This is a genomic window from Allorhizobium sp. Av2, assembly GCF_021462805.2.
In the GTDB taxonomy this organism is placed as follows: domain Bacteria; phylum Pseudomonadota; class Alphaproteobacteria; order Rhizobiales; family Rhizobiaceae; genus Allorhizobium; species Allorhizobium vitis_G.
On sequence record NZ_CP192696.1, the window covers coordinates 3,317,381 to 3,334,001 of the forward strand.

Here is a 16,621-nt window from a genome sequence, read left to right on the forward strand (position 1 = left end):
ACAAAAATAACCGAGACAGCCCGCAGACCGGCGGCAAGCATGATGCCTGCCCGCCTAGCACAGCATATTGCCAGAGGAAACAGCCTTATCCCAGCTTTGAAAAAAACCACCAGATTTCCGGCGTTTCCAGGACAAGCTCGATCTGCTCGGAAGCCTGAATGCCGGACAGGCCCGCGAAAAACACGTCCTCGGCAATGACAGGAAAGCCGGTCGGAGAGGAAAACATCCAGGTCTCGCTACCGCCATTGGCCACCAGCCGGATGTTATGGTCATCCTCCTGAGTGAGGCGCACCGAGGGGTGAATGTGAAAACGGATGATGACCCCGCCCTTCGGCATATCGGCCAGCGGCTGTTCCTTGTCCGAGAGCAGCCGGTCATGCCCCACCAGCTTGGTGCCTGCCGCATTAAGGCGCAGATCCCGCTCGTGCAGAATGCCGAACCCCCTGAGATAGCCGTCATGGCGGGCCGTCAGATGGTCGCTGCCATCGTCACCGGCGCGGCGCATCACCTCCACCGAAGAGACGCCGCCGACAATGATCGGTCCCAAAAACCGCGAGGTCGAGATACGGAAGGAGGATTGATCGGCGATGACAAGGGTCGAATGGGCCGCCGTTGCCCGCGCCATCTGCCGGTATCGCTCTCCGGCAAAACGCGGTGTGCCGGAATTGACCACCAACCGATGGCGCCCGCAAGACAGTTCGAACGACAGGCAACCCGCATGGGCGGTGCGGCTGAGATCGCCTTTCGCAGGCACGCCGGTATCGACGAGAACGACGGCACCGCCTGCCGCCAGCCGTTGGTAATGGCTGTGCGGCAAGGCCCGGAATGGCTGGCCGCCGCTTTCGTCATAGCGCAGCACCGACATCAGATCATTGGCAAGCGTTGCCGTGGCGCCATTGAATAGTGCCAGATCGCCATTGCTGTGGCGAAAGAACCTTATGGCGGGAAACATCCGGTCGATGGTGGAAATCAGCTTGATCGGCACGTCATGACCGAGATTGACATAGGTCTGCCGCAGCGGCAGCAAATCGAACAGGATGTCGAGTGCTGCCTGCGGATTGCGGGAGATATGCCCGCCATCGGCCAATACCTGCCGCTCCAGTTCCAGGTCGAGGAAATGGGCTGCCTTGCGGATCTGGCGCGCCGAGGCCGACATGGCAATCGAGGCCATCGCCAAAGCGATACGCAGTCTCAGCCGGTCCACTCCGTCAGGGGCAAGGTCGGCGCTCAGTCCGGCATAGGCAACCTGACGGCTGAGGCTTTTCAGGAAACGCCGGTAAAAGCTGCTCTCGCAATCCTGAAGGACGACCGGCGAATGGGACAACCAGGCAATGATCCTCTGTCCCAGTACCCCAGCCTCCCAGCCGATCCCGACCCGCTTGCCGTTCAACTTGATCCAGCTATCGACAATGGCGCGCGCATGGGCCGATGCTTCCGGCGTCTTGTTGGCGCGGATATGCCGAAGCCAGGAAAAGGAATGGAGCCTGGCGGCAAAGACCTGCGACGGCAGTTCCAGGGTGAAGGGCGAGGCGCGTCCGCATTCCAGCAAGCGTCCCGCGAGTGGAAAGCGTCCCTCGAAAATCTCTGTCGCCACATGGGAATCCACCACCCGCAGATCGGTCGGCGCCACCAGAAGGCGAACCTGCCGACGATGCAGCCGCGAAAAAGCAGCACGTACGGGCAACCAGCCGCGCCGCTTCCATCGCCGCCAGCCTTCGCGGACGTAGAGCACCGGCAAACTCTGGCCCTGTCTCTGTGGCATTCGACATTCCGTTGCGCGCAATCCCGCTTTGGCCTTGCGCGATAAAAGTGTGAGGCTGACAAACCAAAATCGAAGGATGTCAGTTTATCAGCCGCCAATTATGTAAAGATTTATTTAAACCCGGCGTAAACGGCAGGCATAAAACCCATCCAACCCGCCCGCATGACTATCGCCGCCCGGTAACATAGCAGGCGTGGTGCGAAATTCGCCAAGCGGCGTGATCGCATCTTCCAGCCCCGGCCAGTCGGCAACCTGCATCGCAACCCGCTCCAGTTCCGGATGATCGGCCAGAACCCGGGCCACGACGTCCTCGCCTTCCTGTGGGTCGAGCGAGCAATTGGAAAACACGATGGAGCCACCCGGCGCCAGCAACGTCACGGCGTGGCGCAGCAACCGTTCCTGCACGCCCGCCAGCTTGACGATATCCTGCGGACCCTTGGTGTAAAACACATCAGGGTGCCGGCGCGTCGTACCGGTCGAAGAGCAGGGCGCATCCAGCAGCACGGCGTCAAAGCCCGGATGGTCTTCGCCTAGCGTGAACTCCATCAGGTCCTGATGAACCAGTTGCGCTGAAAAACCCAACCGTTGCAAGTTGCCATCCAGCCGCTTCAGCCGGTTGGCCGATTGCTCGACCGCCGTCACCACCGCGCCCGCGGCAGCCAATTGCGCGGTCTTGCCGCCAGGGGCGGCACAGAGATCCACGGCCCGCTTGCCTTCGATGGCCCCGAACATCCGCACGGGAAGAGCCGCCGCCGCGTCCTGAACCCACCAGGCGCCCTCCTCAAAACCGGGAAGCGCTGAAACCGCACCGGCAAAGCTTGCCAGCCGGATGCTACCGGTCGGCAAAACTACGCCATTGAGCTTTTCGGCCCAAAGTGCAGGGTCGGCCTTGACGGTCAGGTCGATGGCAGCCGGGGTCAATTGGGCCTGCGCGATCCGCCGCGCTTCCTCCTCCCCATAGACTGCAATCAACCGTTCGAAGAACCAGTCGGGCATGCAGATGACATCTTCGACATCCGCCAAGAGTGCCTGTTTTTCACGGCCCAGCCTGCGCAAAACGGCATTGACCAGCTTGGCGAACCGGCGGCTGCGCGGATCGCGATTGGCCTGCTCGACGGCAAGATCGACGGCGGAATGATCGGGGACATCAAGGTAGACCATTTGCGCGGCGGCAACGATCAGCGAATGATAAAGCGCGCGCGCACCGTCGGGCAAAGGCGCGTCCAGCAGCCGGGCCAGCATGGCCTCGATGCGGGGCAGAAAGCGTAAGGAGGTGTTGAGAATAGCGCGCACCAGACCACGATCGGCCTCCGACAGGGCGGCATAGGCCGGATTGCCGTGGTCGCCATCCATCATGCCATCCAGCGAGGTCTTGCGGTCGATCACCGCTGCCAGAAGGCGGCTCGCGGCCATGCGCGCTTCCAGCCCCGGCTTGTCGTCATACGCTGGCCTGCGGGGTCTGTCGGACTTGTGCCTGGATTGGCCATCCTGTTTGCCAATGGTCCCAAGGCTGGACTCCCGATGGCCGGAGGATGATTTATCGGTTGGAGGTTTGCCGCGTCTTTCGTTCAATTCCATGGTCCCTTCGGGGCGTCATTATCCTTGCCGCGCCGCCCGATTTTGGGAACGGAGCGCGTGCTTGCGCCTCCCTTAACACCCCAGGGATCATCCGTCGATCTTTCCGCACTGCTGCCCCAGGGGCCTGAAGCCGCAGGCTTGCTGTGCTGCGGGCGGTAGACATTTTCCTGACGCGCACCCATCTCCTGCGCCAGGGCTTGCAGCGCCGCGATCCGGTTGCCAGTATCTGGATGGGTGGAAAACAGGCTGTCCATTTTCTGGCCCGACAAGGGATTGATGATGAACATATGCGCTGTGGCCGGATTGCGCTCGGCCTGATAATTGGGCTGGTGAGCGCCGGCGATTTTTGCCAGTGCCGAAGCCAGCCATAGCGGATTGCCGCAGATTTCCGCGCCACGCCGGTCAGCGGCATATTCGCGGGTTCGGCTGATGGCCATCTGCACCAGCATAGCGGCAAAGGGCGCAACGATCATCGCCACGAGCGGACCAATAATGCCGCCGCCATTGCCGTTTTCGTCGCGGCGACCACCGAAGAAGAAGGCAAAATTGCCTAGCATCGAAATCGCCCCGGCCAGCGTCGCGGTAATCGTCATGGTCAAGGTGTCGCGGTGCTCGACATGTGCAAGCTCATGGGCCATGACGCCTGCCACTTCTTCCGGCGTCAAGGCCTGCAGCAGACCCGTCGAGGCGGCAACGGCAGCGTTTTGCGGATTGCGGCCCGTGGCAAAGGCATTGGGCTGCGGATTGTCGAAAATATAGACCTTGGGCATCGGCAGACCGGCATTTTGGGTGAGACCACGGACAATCTCATAAAATTCCGGCGCATTGCGCGGATCGACCTCCTGGGCGTGATAGGCCGAGAGAACCATCCGGTCGGAATTCCAGTAGGAAAACAGGTTCATCGCACCGGCGATGACCAGCGCGATCATCATCCCGCCCTTGCCGCCGATCAGGAAGCCGACGCCCATGAACAGGGCGGTCATGAAAGCCAGAAGCATGGCGGTGCGCATGATATTCATCGGGTGCTCCAAAAGGGTCCGGCAGCGGAGAGGGTTTTCCAGCTCGCTGCGATGTCCTACATATGTAAAGACCATCGATCATTTTCAATTGCTACAGGATGGATGCCGAATGGACGAGCACCAGAACACCCAACAAGATTCCGGCACCGCCAACAGTGCTGGCACCGAAGCCGCACTGAAAACGCTGTCGCCTGCCGCAGCCCGCGCGCTGGCCGAAGCCGAGGAGCGCCGCAAGGCCGAGCAGGCCCAAAAGCCCGCACCGGAAGTTGGCGGACGCGGCGGCGCGGACCCGGCCCGGTTCGGCGATTGGGAAATCAACGGCCGCGCCATCGATTTCTAGTGTCTGTCAGGTTCAGATTGAACCAGCCAGACGACAGGCCCGGCTGGGCAACGAAAGCCCCTGCCCTCCAATGGCCGTTTTCCTCTCGTAATCACGTCTCGGTGAAAGCTTGTTTTACCATGAAACCTTTTGCCCTGTGCGACGTTCATGCCAGCGGAACTCAGGAAATGTTCAGAGGAACTCCATGAAGAAAATTTTTCTTGCTTCGGTTTTTGCTGTTGCGGCGATGGCCGGCAGTATCATTCCGGCTTACGCGCAATCGGGCATGATGCCTCCACCGGACGAGCGCCGTGGCCCGCCGCCGCGCCATATGCACCGTCCGCCACCGCCGCCGCCGCAGTGCAAGGTTCGCAAAGTGGTGCGCTGGCACCATGGTGAGAAAATCGTCAAAAGGGTGCGGGTCTGCCGTTAATGGCATGACGCATACCAATGCTGTATAATTGCCGCAATCAACAGTGATTGTTCAAGCTGAGGCCTGCACGTGGATAGCACGTGCGGGCCTCAGTTTTATTGAGAAGCCTACACTTTTCTCTGCTGTACTGTTCGCTTCGATGCAAATCGGTTAGATTGGCGTGATCGTCTGGGTTTCGCGTCGTCTATCGGGAAAAGCTGAAACGGATTTCCTCGTCCGGATATAAAGCCGGGATAGACCGCAAAGAGACAGGCAAAGAGACAGAGGCACGATCAAGACAGCGATGACACCCCACTCTTTCGCACGCAGGCGTCTAGCCACTCGAACACTGTCGTGCGGGACAATCGCAATCCTGTGTGCCATGGCCCTGTCCTCTGCGAAGGCCCAGCAAGTGCCGGCCCCGGATAGTCCAGCCTCGACGCAGCCCCAGACACTCCCGCAAGGCCCCAGCAACATCGCCCCGGCTGCAAGTCCCGAAGCTTCGAGCCAGACGAGCCCTGACGATCCCGCCGGTGCTTTGCGGGCCAAGCGTGAGGACGTTTCCCGTCAGTTGCAGGATCTGTCCCAATCCATGCAGCTTTCCTCGGAAAAGTCCGAGGAGCTACGCAAGAGCATTGATGCGCTGGACAAAAGCAGCACCAGCCTGCGCCAGGCGCTGATCGATTCTGCCGCACGCCGCAAGGATCTGGAACAAAAGATCGCCGATGGTGAGAAGAAGCTGGCGGACTACGGTGTCCGGCAAGACGTCATCCACAAATCCTTCCGGGCGCGGCGCGCCGTGCTGGCCGAGGTGCTGGGCGCTCTGGAGCGCATGGGCCGCAATCCGCCGCCAGCTCTGCTGGTCACGCCGGAAGATGCCTTGGGGGCGGTGCGCACCGCCATTCTGCTTGGCGCTGTCGTGCCTGGGATGCGCAAGGAAACCGAAAAGCTTGCCGATGACTTGCAGGAACTGACCAACCTGCGCAAGGCCAGCATCGATGAGCGCGAAAAAACGGTTGCCAGCCTGAAAAGCCGCCAGGAAGAAGAAGCCCGGATGGACATGCTTCTGGCTGAAAACGCCCGGCTGAGCCAGCAAAACAACGCCCAACTGCAAGAAGAACTGGCGCGCTCACAGGAGCTTGCGCAGAAATCCTCGTCGCTCCAGGGCCTGATCGGCAGCCTGGAAAACGAGATCGCCTCTGTGCGCCAAGCCACCGACCAGGCAAAGCTGGAAGAGGAAAAGCGCCGTCAGATGACCGACGCGCAACGGGATCAGGCGCGCCTTGAGGCCCAGACCACGCCGCCCGATAAAAACCGCATTGCCCCGGCATTTTCCTTTGAAGAGTTGAAGGCGAAGCTGGAACTTCCGGCTGTGGGCGATGTATTGCGGCAATTCGGCGATCCCGACGGCACCGGTCACGAGGCCAAGGGAATTGTGCTTGCCACAGCGCCCGCAGCCGTGGTGATTGCGCCCGCCGACGGCACGGTGGTGTATGCGGGACAGTTCCGCAGTTACGGGAAAATGGCCATCCTCAACACAGGCAACGGATATCACATAGTTTTGTCCGGCATGGACCGTGTCAACGTGCATGCCGGACAATTCGTGCTGTCCGGCGAGCCGATTGGTGCTATGGGTGAAAAGAGAGTCGTCAGCGCAGCTGCTTTCGCGCTGGAAACAGATCGCCCAACCCTTTACATAGAATTCAGAAAAGACGGTAACTCGGTTGATTCCCGACCATGGTGGGCGAAGGACGCCGGAAAGGTTCGCAATGATACGTAGGGCTTCTATAATGCTGGTTGGCGCGCTGATGGGCGCGACGGCGATGAGCGTTGTTTATTCGGCTGGCGTTCCTGCCGAGGCGGCAGGCAATTCCACTTACAAGGAACTGGCGATTTTTGGAGACGTGTTCGAGCGTGTCCGCGCTCAGTATGTCACGCCTCCCGACGAGAAAAAGCTGGTCGAAGCCGCCATCAATGGCATGTTGAGCTCTCTCGATCCCCATTCCAGCTACATGAACGCTCAGGAAGCGGCGGACATGCAGACCCAGACCAAGGGTGAATTCGGTGGCATCGGCATCGAAGTGACGATGGAAAACGACCTGGTCAAGGTCATTACCCCCATCGACGACACACCCGGCGCCAAGGCCGGCATTCTGGCCGGCGACATGATCTCCGAGATCAATGGTACCCCCGTGCGCGGCATGCAGCTCAATGACGCCGTTGAAAAGATGCGTGGCGCGGTCAATACCCCGATCAAGCTGACCATTTTGCGCAAGGGCGCCGACAAGCCGATCGAGCTCAGCGTCATGCGCGAAATCATCCCGATCCGCGCCGTCAAGTCTCGCGTCGATGGCGATGTGGGCTATGTCAGGGTGATCTCGTTTACCGAAAAGACCTATGACGATCTGGAAGCCGCGATCAACAAGATCAAGAAGGAAGTCCCCGCCGACAAGCTGAAGGGCTTCGTTCTCGACCTGCGCCTCAATCCGGGCGGTCTGCTCGATCAGGCGATTTACGTCTCCGACGCCTTCCTGCAGAAGGGCGAAATCGTCTCCACCCGCTCACGCGATCCGGAAGACACCCGCCGCTTTAATGCCACCGCTGGCGATCTGACCGATGGCAAGCCGTTGATCGTGCTGGTCAATGGTGGCTCTGCCTCGGCATCTGAAATTGTCGCTGGCGCGCTTCAGGACCTGAAGCGGGCAACCGTGGTCGGCACCCGCAGCTTCGGCAAGGGCTCCGTTCAGACGATTATCCCGATGGGCGACAAGGGCGCGCTGCGCCTGACGACGGCGCTCTATTACACGCCATCCGGCAAGTCGATCCAGGGGACCGGCATCCATCCTGATATCAAGGTGGAAGAGCCGCTGCCCGCCGATCTGCAAGGCAAGCTGCGCACCGAGGGCGAATCCTCGCTGCCGGGCCATATCCAGGGCCAGAGCGAGACGGAAGAAGGCTCCGGCTCGGTTGCCTACGTGCCGCCAGATCCGAAGGATGACGTGCAGCTCAACTACGCACTCGACCTGCTGCGTGGCGCCAAGACAGACCCGTCCTTCCCGCCGGACCCAAGCAAAGCCGTGCTGGAAAGCGCCAAGAAGAAGTAAGGATCGTTTTGACTGTCCTCGAAATGCCGGCCTTAGGGCCGGCATTTCTCGTTTATAGCGCCCTTCCCGTTGCACGCAGGCAAAGCTTGAACCGCATGAGATGGAAAGGCATGGTCATCGAAATGGCGAAGTGATTCGCGGCATGGAGAGGACAGTCCAATCCAATGCGCCGAAGGACATGACATTGAGCGCTGATCTGCACGCAGCTTTGGGCCAGAACCGCAAGAAGCGCCGCACGGCCGGTCCGAAAATGTCTCTCTTCGCGGCGCTGACGACAGCAAGCTCTGTCGCTCTTCTCGGCCTGTCCGTTTACACAACACTCACGCCGCTTCCGTTGCGCAGTCCGCAACCGCTCACTACCTCGCAGCCGGTTGCGGCTGCCGTTCCTGCCGAGGAGCCAGCCGCGAAAGCCCCCGGCCCGTCCCGCAGCATGGAAGCCCGTGCACCGACCTCTGGCGCTACAGTCGAGCGCTCGACCCTGCCGGACGGTACGGTTGTCACCAAATATTCACCCGCCAGCCGCGACGGCTCCGGCCCGGCCCTGGTCGCCACGCCCCATTTCGGCCAGGACCCGCGTGTAGCGGCCACGCCCAATCCGGACCTGCTGGAAAACAGTCCAGAGGGACAAATCCCGGTGACGGGACGCGACGGGTTGCGACCCGTCGAGCAATATGCACGGCCCTGGTCCGGCGCGCATGGAACACGGGTGGCCATCGTCGTCAGCGGGCTCGGCCTCAGCCAGACCGGCACCCAAAGAGCAATCAAGCACCTGCCGGAACAAGTGACACTGGGTTTTGCTGCCAGCGGCAACAGCCTGTCGCGCTGGATGCAGGAGGCACGGCGCGGCGGTCATGAGATCCTGTTGCAGGTGCCGTTAGAGCCGGTTGGTTATCCGGCAAACGATCCGGGCCGAGGCACGTTGCAGGTTGGGCGCCCCGCCGCTGACAACCTGCGCGACCTGCATAAGGCCATGGCCAGCATGACCAATTATACCGGATTGATGAATTACATGGGCGGGCGTTTCCTGTCCGACAGCGGCGCGATGGACCCTGTCATGCGCGATATTGCGGCGCGTGGCCTGCTGTTTCTCGATGACGGCTCCTCGGCACGATCCCTGACATCGACATTCGCCAAGGCGATGAACATGCCGTTTTCCGTCGCCGATCTGCAATTGGACGACCAGATCCAGGAACAGGCCATCCTGAAACGGCTGGACGAGCTGGAGCGGATTGCTCGGCGCAATGGCTCTGCCATCGGCGTTGCCTCGGCGTTTGATGAAAGCGTCAATGCCATTGCCAAATGGGCGGAAGGCGCCAAGGCGCGCGGCATCGAAATCGTCGGCGTTTCCGCCCTTGCCATGGAAGCGCAACAGTGATTTTTACAGTCACACAATACCCCCAATGAGGACACCATGACCCAGACCACCGTCAAAGCCGAGGATCTGCCCTATCGCCCCTGTGTCGGCATCATGGTGCTGAATGCGCAGGGTCTGGTCTGGGCCGGTCGCCGCATTCCGCTGCTCAATTCCGAATATGATGGCTCGCCGCAGCTCTGGCAGATGCCGCAGGGCGGGATCGATCCGGGTGAAGACCCGAAAGAGGCAGCCTATCGCGAGCTTTACGAAGAAACCGGCATGAAAACCGTGACCCTGCTGGCCGAAGCGCCGAACTGGATCAATTACGATCTACCGCCAGCCCTAATCGGCATTGGCCTGCGCGGCAAGTTTCGCGGCCAGACACAGCGCTGGTTTGCCTTTCGCTTCGACGGCGACGAAAGCGAAATCCAGATCAATCCGCCGCCGACCAGCCAGCATGCCGAATTCGATGAATGGCAGTGGAAGCCAATGGCAGAACTGCCGGACCTGATCGTGCCGTTCAAACGTGGCGTCTACGAACAGGTGGTCGCCGCCTTCCGGCATCTTTCCCCTGCCGAGGCCTGAGGTTTATCAGTAGGCGGCTCGCAACAACGGCATTTCCATAAAGCCGCGATTGCCGTTGTCGGCCCGGCTATTCGTCAGGTTATCGGCAACCGGCATGCGGATGGTCGGCACCAGCATTTCCACCTCGTCGCAATAGCGCTCGGCATTGGCGATAGCCTTATCCAGATTGCTGACCCGCTCCGGGTCGAGGCGGTGCAGGCTGGTGCGATATTCAAACATATCGCGATAGGCGGCGCGCTCGATGATCGGCGTCGCCAGAACCCGCACCGACCGTTCGGCCAGAAGCAGTTTGACGGCACGAAGCGCGCGGGTGGTGACCAGCGAATTAACCCGTGACAGAACGACGGAATGGGGAATGCGAATATTGCCCTTGCTGTAGAGATATTGCAGCAGTTCGATCACCTGCGCGCCGCCCTGGGCATCCATGGCACTGCCCTGAATGGGAATCAGCACATGATCGGAAAGACCAAGCGCCGTCGCCAGCAAGGGTGATTGCGCGCCCGGCAGATCGACGATCACATAATCGGAGCTGCCACGATAAGCCTCAATGGTGCGGGCCAAGGCATTGACGGAGATATAGGTGGCGACACGCAAGTTGCTGGCATAACCGTCCGCGCCCTCGAACCAGCGAGAAATCCAGCGCTGCGGATCGGTGTCAATCACCGAAACTGAGTAGCCCCGGCGCACCAGTTCCGTCGCAAGCAACAGAACCGCCGTGGTCTTTCCGGCACCGCCCTTGGTATTGGCGAAGGTAATGATGGGCATGAAGCAACCTCGGTCAGCCATAACGGAGCCATGCATCGCTCTCCAAGGCCCAAACATATCGGGCAACCCATTCGCATCGGGCAGATCCATAGTGACGCGACATGGTTAACCGGAGGTTATCTGTTGGACAAAATACGACAATTCCCCTGGGCTTTCCAGGTTCGTTCACAACCACAAGCCCGACACCCCTCAATCATTCGTCTCCTTCCAAAAAACTCTAACCACTACCTTGCATAAACAGATAGCTTGTTATATTCAAAATACAAAACTGAGGTACCCATGACTGACTCGATCCAGGTTCAATTGCGGAAAGGCGCCCTCGACCTCTGCGTCCTGGCTGTGCTGTCTCACGGCGAAAGCTATGGCTACGAAATCGCCAGTACATTGGTCAGCGCCGTCGGCATGGGAGAAGGCACGATCTATCCGCTGATGCGTCGAATGCAGAATGACGGACTGGTGGCCACCCGCATCGTTGAGTCCAGCAATGGGCCACCGCGCAAATATTATCGGCTCACGGAACAGGGCCGAACAATTTTCGAAGCTCATCGCCGCGACTGGCGCTCCTTTGCAAGCGCCGTCGATAAACTTCTTGAGGATTTGCCATGACCAAGGATGCCTTCTTACGCATGCTGAGACTGGGGCTGGCCGGTTTGCCCGCTCAAGAAGTGGACGACATCGTCGCCGATTATCAGGCTCATTTTGCCGAATCAGCCGCCTCCGGTCGCGGTGAACAGGAGGTTGCGATGGCCTTGGGCAATCCGGCCAGAATTGCCAGAGAACTCAGAGCCGAAATGGGGCTGCGCCGTTTCGAATCCCATTGGAGCCTGTCGAACATGCTGGCGGCCATGATGGCGCTGGCGGGGCTCGCCATCGTTGACATCCTGTTTTTACTGCCCCTGCTCACCGTGGCGTTCTTTACCGTGTTCGGCCTTGGGATCGCAGTCACGGCCATCGGAGCGGCGGGCGTGAAGATCATCATTACCACGATGCTGTTTCAGCTTGATGGACCAACAACAGAAACACTGTCGCAACTGCTGATCGGCGCGGGCCTTGTCAGCGGATTCCTGGGCGGTGGCGCGTTGTTGTTGATGGGGCTTGGCACCGGTATCCGCATACTCGGCCACTATGCGCGGCTGCATTTTCGCCTGGCTCAATTAAGCCCGGATCACGCTTGAGCTTTCCCTGACACCTCATTGAAGGAACGGACAATGACGAGGAAATTGGCATTCGTTGCAACGACGGGACTGATTGGTGCAGTCGTTTTTCTAACATTGGGTATCGGGATTTCAGGAGAAAATTGGGGTGGAGCCCGGCAATTGTGGGCAACAACATCCTCCACCTGCGGATCGGGCCAATCCACCAGCCAGCAGGTCACGCTGCCCTTTACCGCCAGCGACAGTCTCACCATCGATTTGCCGGCTTCGGTCCGCTATCAGCCTGGCGATAAGGCGGAAGTCATCGTCAGTGGCGACCCTACCCTTGTTGGGCATGTTCGAATGGATGGCCATCGGCTGAGCCTGGATTGTCATCTGGGCTGGTCGCAATCAAAACTCGATATCAGCGTGTCGGGACCTGCGATAACAGACTGGAAACTGCTTGGAAGCGGCAACCTATCCCTATCGCACATCAACCAGCCTCAATTGCGACTGGATATCAAAGGGAGCGGCAACGTTTCCGCGACGGGAGCTGCCGACACGGTTGATGTAGACATTTCAGGGTCGGGTACCGCCCAGCTGAGGAGGCTGACGGCTCAGTCCGCACGGATCGTGATCCTTGGCAGCGGGAACGCAGACATGACCGCGCTGAAAGATGCGGATGTGTCGATTTCCGGGAGCGGCAATGTTGATCTCTCCGGTCACCCGACATTGCGGCGTTCAGAAATCAACGGCAGCGGTCGCATAGTGCAGGCTCCTTAACCTCGTCGAGCACTTCAAACTCGACTGAATTGTTTCGCGCCCACCCCCCAAAATTCCCTGTTCCCCTCCCGCCGACAATACCCTATGGTTGCATCAGGATTGGTCGGAACGGGGCCGGTCCCGGAGCCTAGAAAACTCCTCTACAAACGGCCGGTGTCGGCCGTTAAATGACACCCCTCAGCCATAGGTTTGTGGCTGAGGCGGTGGGCCATGTTTATATGGTCCGCTCCCACCATTCTATATGGTCGGGGAGGCCTCGACGCATGTCCAGAGCTTCGGCTTAAAGGTCGAGGCGGTCGTTTTGTAGCGATTTTTCTAGCTCCCCGGCCACCAGAGGCTCACGCCTCCGGTGGTCGATCGGTTTCCAGGTGCGGGAGGATGGACAATGACCGATTACAATCTCTGGGCTGATCTTTTCGATACATGGCAATCCTCATCCAATTGGATCAAGGCTTTGCTGATTATCACCCCGCCTGCTTTCGGATTGAGCGTGTTAGGGCTGTTGCTGCGCCACCGGGCGCGGTTGCAAACAGAGCCACCTTTGTCGGGTCATTATCAGTGGATGAAGGAGCAGCCGACTGGAGACAGCATCGCCGCTGAAACGGTCGACATGCTCCTGCTGAATTCACTGATGGATTTGCAAGCCCGGCTGGAGGAGGCAAAGCAAGCACTCCAGCACCCGGATCTGAAGCATTTCCAGGACAAGTGTGAAGCGATTTTGCGTTCGGAAATGCCTGAAAACAAAGAGGGTGAGAATTTGGGCGGCTCAATGAAAAGCGGACACGCTCTCATACCCTCGTTGCCTCCCGCAGCCAGAGACAATGAAGAGATCCGCAGCCAAATTCACCAGATCATTGTCGAAAAATACCGCAACAACCGCCCCCCGGAAGAAGCGCTGCATAGTGCGCGACAGGTCTTCCTGGATCATGATACCGAGCGGAACGCCCCGGCACCGTGAGCGATTGTATCGTGAAGAAAATCGGACTCCAGAGCACACGACACAAACGGTTCTCGGCTTTGCCGCCCCCTCTTGCCTCTGCCGCCACCTTCTCCCCGATGGGGAGAAGAAACCTGCGGCATCCTCTTGTGCCTTCTATGCGCAGCAAAGGCCGATAAACTCCTTTGTCCGCAGCCTTAAGATGAGGCTCAGTGTTGTCGTGTTGACCTCTTCTCCCCAACGGGGAGAAGTCCCCGGCAGGGGATGAGGGGGGCGAAGCCAATTGATCAAGTTGCGTCGTATACTATGAAAACTGAAAAAGTCCGATGCTATATCTTTCTGTTTTCGTTTGTCTTATCGGGAAAACCGGTCGCCAATTGTCCGAAAACCAACTCTAGCGCCTGCGGTCCTCCGCCAGAATTTCCGGCGCAATCTGATGGAGCGGCACGGTGCGGTCCACGCCGCCATGGGCAATGGCTTCCTTGGGCATGCCGAAAACAATGCAGCTTGCCTCGTCCTGCGCGACGGTAAAGGCTCCGGCCTGATGCATTTCCAGCATGCCCCGCGCGCCGTCATCCCCCATGCCGGTCATGATAACACCCATGGCATTGGCACCTGCCGAGCGGGCCGCCGAGCGAAACAGCACATCCACTGACGGACGATGGCGCGACACCAACGGACCTGATTTGACCGACACATGATACCGCGCCCCTTGGCGCTCCAGCATCATATGGCGATCCCCGGGCGCAATCAGCACATGGCCGCGCAGCACCGGATCGCCGTTTTCCGCTTCCTTGATTTCCATTTCGCACAGGCCGTTTAGTCGCTTGGCAAAAGCCGCGGTGAATTTTTCCGGCATATGCTGCACGATGACGATGCCTGGCGCGTTGGCAGGCATTTTTTCCAGGAATTCCCGAAGCGCCTCGGTGCCGCCGGTCGATGCCCCCACACAGACCACCATTTCCGTGGTTTTGGCCATGGCACGGCCTGACGGTGGTGGCAGCATGGCATCCGCAGTCAGTTTCTTTGCTGGCTCATTGCTGGCGGAAGCACGATCCATCACGCTGGACTTTCGCGCCCCGAGCCGCGCCTGGGCGGCACTTTTCACCACCTGGCAAATTCGTTCGGCCTGCTCAGCCAGGTGATCCGCAGCGGCAATCTTCGGCTTGAGAATGATGTCGACTGCGCCAGCCTCCATGGCCTGCATCAGAGTTTCGCTGCCTGCCTCCGTCAGCGAGGAGCACATCACCACCGGAATGGGGCGCTGCGACATCAGCTTGCGCAGAAAGGTGATGCCATCCATTCGCGGCATTTCCACATCCAGCGTGATCACATCCGGAATTTCCTCGGCAATGCGCCGGGCGGCAACGAAGGGGTCGGAAGCGGCCCCGATCACCTCGATGTCCGGATCAGATTGCAGGACATTTGTCAGGATTTGCCGGACACTGGCTGAATCATCGACAATAAGGACGCGAATTTTCTTCGGCATCTGACAATCATACCTTCCTGAAAACCGTATTGGCCAATTGCTTGAGCGGAAGATCCAACCCAGTAATTGATTCGGAATGGCCTATGAACATGTAGCCCCCTTGGGCAAGGCAATCGCATAGGCGTCGCAGTACGTTGAACTGTGTCTTTTTATCAAAGTAAATCAATACATTACGGCAGAATATAATATCCATCGGTTCCCCCACCTGATAGCTGTCGTCCATCAGGTTGAGCCGGGCAAAACCGACACGGGTGCGAAGTGCAGGCGCGATCCGGACCTCGTTACGCTGCTTGTCACGCGCGTGCATCACATACCGCGCCGCCATGGTGCGCGGCACCGGCTCCAGCATATCGGCAGGATACACACCCCGGCGGGCCTTCTGCAGCACATCGGTCGACAGGTCTGTTGCCAGGATATGATAGTCCATCCCGCTGCGGCGTTCCAAATATTCCGCCATCACCATGGCAAGCGTATAGGGCTCCGCACCAATCGAACAGGCCGAACTCCAGATGCGAACCCGACGCGCGCCCCTGGCCTCCAGATCCGGCAAGGCCTTTTGCGTCAAATAGTCGAAATGGTTGGGCTCGCGGAAAAAGTCCGTCTTGTTGGTGGTCACCGCATCGATCAGATGGACGGATTCGGTCGCAAGGCCGCCCTCTTCGAAAATATAATGGCAATAGCTGTCGAAGTCCGTAAAGCCGGTGGCGCGCAAACGCCTGCGCAACCGGCCTTCCAGCATCGTCGTCTTGGTCTCCGGCATCTTGATGCCACTATATTCAAAAATGTAGTTCGACAGACGCCTGAAATTTTTCGGGCTGATTCTGTGGTCTCCAACAACTGCTTCTGCCAATGCATTCACGCTGGCGGCCTCCCTGTAATGGTTTTTCACGCGACGGCAAAAGCCGGTGCAGAAGAAGAGGCAAGGGCGGTTTCATCGCCCGAAAACAACCGCGCCAGATCAATGATCACCACAAAGCCCGCCTCACGGCGCACCACGCCCTGGATATAATCTGAGCGCCAGCGGATACCGATATCGGGCGCCTGCTCGATGTCGGCATGCCGGAAGGGAATGACCTCGAAGACCTTATCGGCCACCACCCCGACCGCAAGACTGCGGTCGGAAAGCGGCACATCCATCACCAGAATTCGGGTATGCGGCGTCTTCACCGTGCGCGACATCCCGAGCCGCAGACGAAGATCGATGACCGGCACGCCCTGGCCCCGGACATCCCGCAGGCCCAGAAGATAGTCCGGTCCATGCGGGATCTTGAACGGGTCCTCGTGATCGAGAATTTCCCGGACCACGGTAACGGGCACGGCAAACACCTCTTCACCAAGGCTGAAGGTGACAAACTGCGATTCTGACGACTGTCCACTCATG

General features: G+C 59.4%; 17 protein-coding genes. 10 read left to right on the forward strand and 7 right to left on the reverse strand.

The genetic code is table 11. From position 1 onward, the window contains the following. Positions 1 to 85 precede the first annotated feature (85 nt). The 3 genes from FS819_RS15560 to htpX all read right to left on the reverse strand — a co-directional run bounded on the left by FS819_RS15560 (position 86) and on the right by htpX (position 4,434). Positions 86 to 1,762 carry a heparinase II/III family protein gene (locus tag FS819_RS15560; RefSeq protein WP_156548092.1) on the reverse strand — a complete coding sequence of 559 codons (1,677 nt, stop codon included), beginning with the start codon at positions 1,760 to 1,762 and terminating at the stop codon, positions 86 to 88. A 114-nt stretch (positions 1,763 to 1,876) separates the two neighbouring features. Then, a complete protein-coding gene (locus FS819_RS15565; protein ID WP_156548093.1) occupies positions 1,877 to 3,340 on the reverse strand; it encodes an RsmB/NOP family class I SAM-dependent RNA methyltransferase in 1,464 nt (487 codons plus the stop codon). Beyond that, on the reverse strand, positions 3,331 to 4,434 hold the full coding sequence (gene htpX / locus FS819_RS15570) for a zinc metalloprotease HtpX (protein WP_409050049.1): 1,104 nt from the start codon (positions 4,432 to 4,434) through the stop codon (positions 3,331 to 3,333). The genes FS819_RS15565 and htpX overlap by 10 nt, the downstream gene beginning before the upstream one ends. 34 nt (positions 4,435 to 4,468) lie before the next feature. Here htpX and FS819_RS15575 point away from each other — a divergent pair, with 34 nt between their 5' ends. The 6 genes from FS819_RS15575 (at position 4,469) to FS819_RS15600 (ending at position 10,133) form a co-directional block, all read left to right on the forward strand. Further along, positions 4,469 to 4,699 (forward strand): DUF1674 domain-containing protein, encoded by a 231-nt coding sequence (locus tag FS819_RS15575; RefSeq protein ID WP_156548095.1) that lies wholly within the window; start codon positions 4,469 to 4,471, stop codon positions 4,697 to 4,699. A gap of 184 nt (positions 4,700 to 4,883) precedes the next feature. Continuing rightward, positions 4,884 to 5,111 carry a hypothetical protein gene (locus FS819_RS15580; RefSeq protein WP_156548096.1) on the forward strand — a complete coding sequence of 76 codons (228 nt, stop codon included), beginning with the start codon at positions 4,884 to 4,886 and terminating at the stop codon, positions 5,109 to 5,111. A gap of 283 nt (positions 5,112 to 5,394) precedes the next feature. Continuing rightward, on the forward strand, positions 5,395 to 6,870 hold the full coding sequence (locus FS819_RS15585; protein ID WP_197434100.1) for a murein hydrolase activator EnvC family protein: 1,476 nt from the start codon (positions 5,395 to 5,397) through the stop codon (positions 6,868 to 6,870). Continuing rightward, entirely contained in the window at positions 6,860 to 8,194 is a 1,335-nt protein-coding gene (locus FS819_RS15590) for a S41 family peptidase (RefSeq protein ID WP_070166261.1), read from the forward strand. The genes FS819_RS15585 and FS819_RS15590 overlap by 11 nt, the downstream gene beginning before the upstream one ends. Positions 8,195 to 8,372: 178 nt before the next feature. Then, positions 8,373 to 9,569: a divergent polysaccharide deacetylase family protein gene (locus tag FS819_RS15595; RefSeq protein ID WP_197434112.1), complete on the forward strand. Its 1,197-nt coding sequence runs from the start codon at positions 8,373 to 8,375 to the stop codon at positions 9,567 to 9,569. Positions 9,570 to 9,605: 36 nt separating this feature from the next. Beyond that, complete coding sequence (locus FS819_RS15600; protein ID WP_156548098.1) at positions 9,606 to 10,133, forward strand: RNA pyrophosphohydrolase; 528 nt, start codon at positions 9,606 to 9,608, stop codon at positions 10,131 to 10,133. A gap of 6 nt (positions 10,134 to 10,139) precedes the next feature. Here the strand turns inward: FS819_RS15600 and FS819_RS15605 are convergent, their stop codons facing one another. Then, the gene (locus tag FS819_RS15605) at positions 10,140 to 10,898 is read right to left on the reverse strand and encodes an AAA family ATPase (RefSeq protein WP_156548099.1); all 759 of its coding nucleotides are present in this window, start codon (positions 10,896 to 10,898) and stop codon (positions 10,140 to 10,142) included. A gap of 279 nt (positions 10,899 to 11,177) precedes the next feature. Between FS819_RS15605 and FS819_RS15610 the strand changes: the two genes are divergently transcribed. The 4 genes from FS819_RS15610 to FS819_RS15625 all read left to right on the forward strand — a co-directional run bounded on the left by FS819_RS15610 (position 11,178) and on the right by FS819_RS15625 (position 13,772). Then, positions 11,178 to 11,504: a PadR family transcriptional regulator gene (locus FS819_RS15610; RefSeq protein WP_060718769.1), complete on the forward strand. Its 327-nt coding sequence runs from the start codon at positions 11,178 to 11,180 to the stop codon at positions 11,502 to 11,504. Next, complete coding sequence (locus FS819_RS15615) at positions 11,501 to 12,073, forward strand: DUF1700 domain-containing protein (protein WP_156548100.1); 573 nt, start codon at positions 11,501 to 11,503, stop codon at positions 12,071 to 12,073. Before FS819_RS15610 ends, FS819_RS15615 begins: the two co-directional genes overlap by 4 nt. A gap of 33 nt (positions 12,074 to 12,106) precedes the next feature. Then, positions 12,107 to 12,814: a GIN domain-containing protein gene (locus tag FS819_RS15620; RefSeq protein WP_071203127.1), complete on the forward strand. Its 708-nt coding sequence runs from the start codon at positions 12,107 to 12,109 to the stop codon at positions 12,812 to 12,814. Between the two features lie 385 nt (positions 12,815 to 13,199). Then, a complete protein-coding gene (locus FS819_RS15625) occupies positions 13,200 to 13,772 on the forward strand; it encodes a hypothetical protein (protein WP_156548101.1) in 573 nt (190 codons plus the stop codon). A gap of 373 nt (positions 13,773 to 14,145) precedes the next feature. Here FS819_RS15625 and FS819_RS15630 read toward each other — a convergent pair whose 3' ends face one another. From FS819_RS15630 to FS819_RS15640, 3 genes are read right to left on the reverse strand one after another with little or no spacing between them, the layout of a single operon-like run. Then, entirely contained in the window at positions 14,146 to 15,240 is a 1,095-nt protein-coding gene (locus tag FS819_RS15630; RefSeq protein ID WP_156548102.1) for a protein-glutamate methylesterase/protein-glutamine glutaminase, read from the reverse strand. 7 nt (positions 15,241 to 15,247) lie between these two features. Further along, positions 15,248 to 16,129, reverse strand: coding sequence for a CheR family methyltransferase (locus FS819_RS15635; RefSeq protein WP_234624561.1), 882 nt, complete (start codon positions 16,127 to 16,129; stop codon positions 15,248 to 15,250). After that, positions 16,126 to 16,620, reverse strand: a complete 495-nt coding sequence (locus FS819_RS15640) for a chemotaxis protein CheW (RefSeq protein ID WP_015917538.1) — start codon at positions 16,618 to 16,620, stop codon at positions 16,126 to 16,128. Before FS819_RS15640 ends, FS819_RS15635 begins: the two co-directional genes overlap by 4 nt. Position 16,621: the final 1 nt, after the last annotated feature.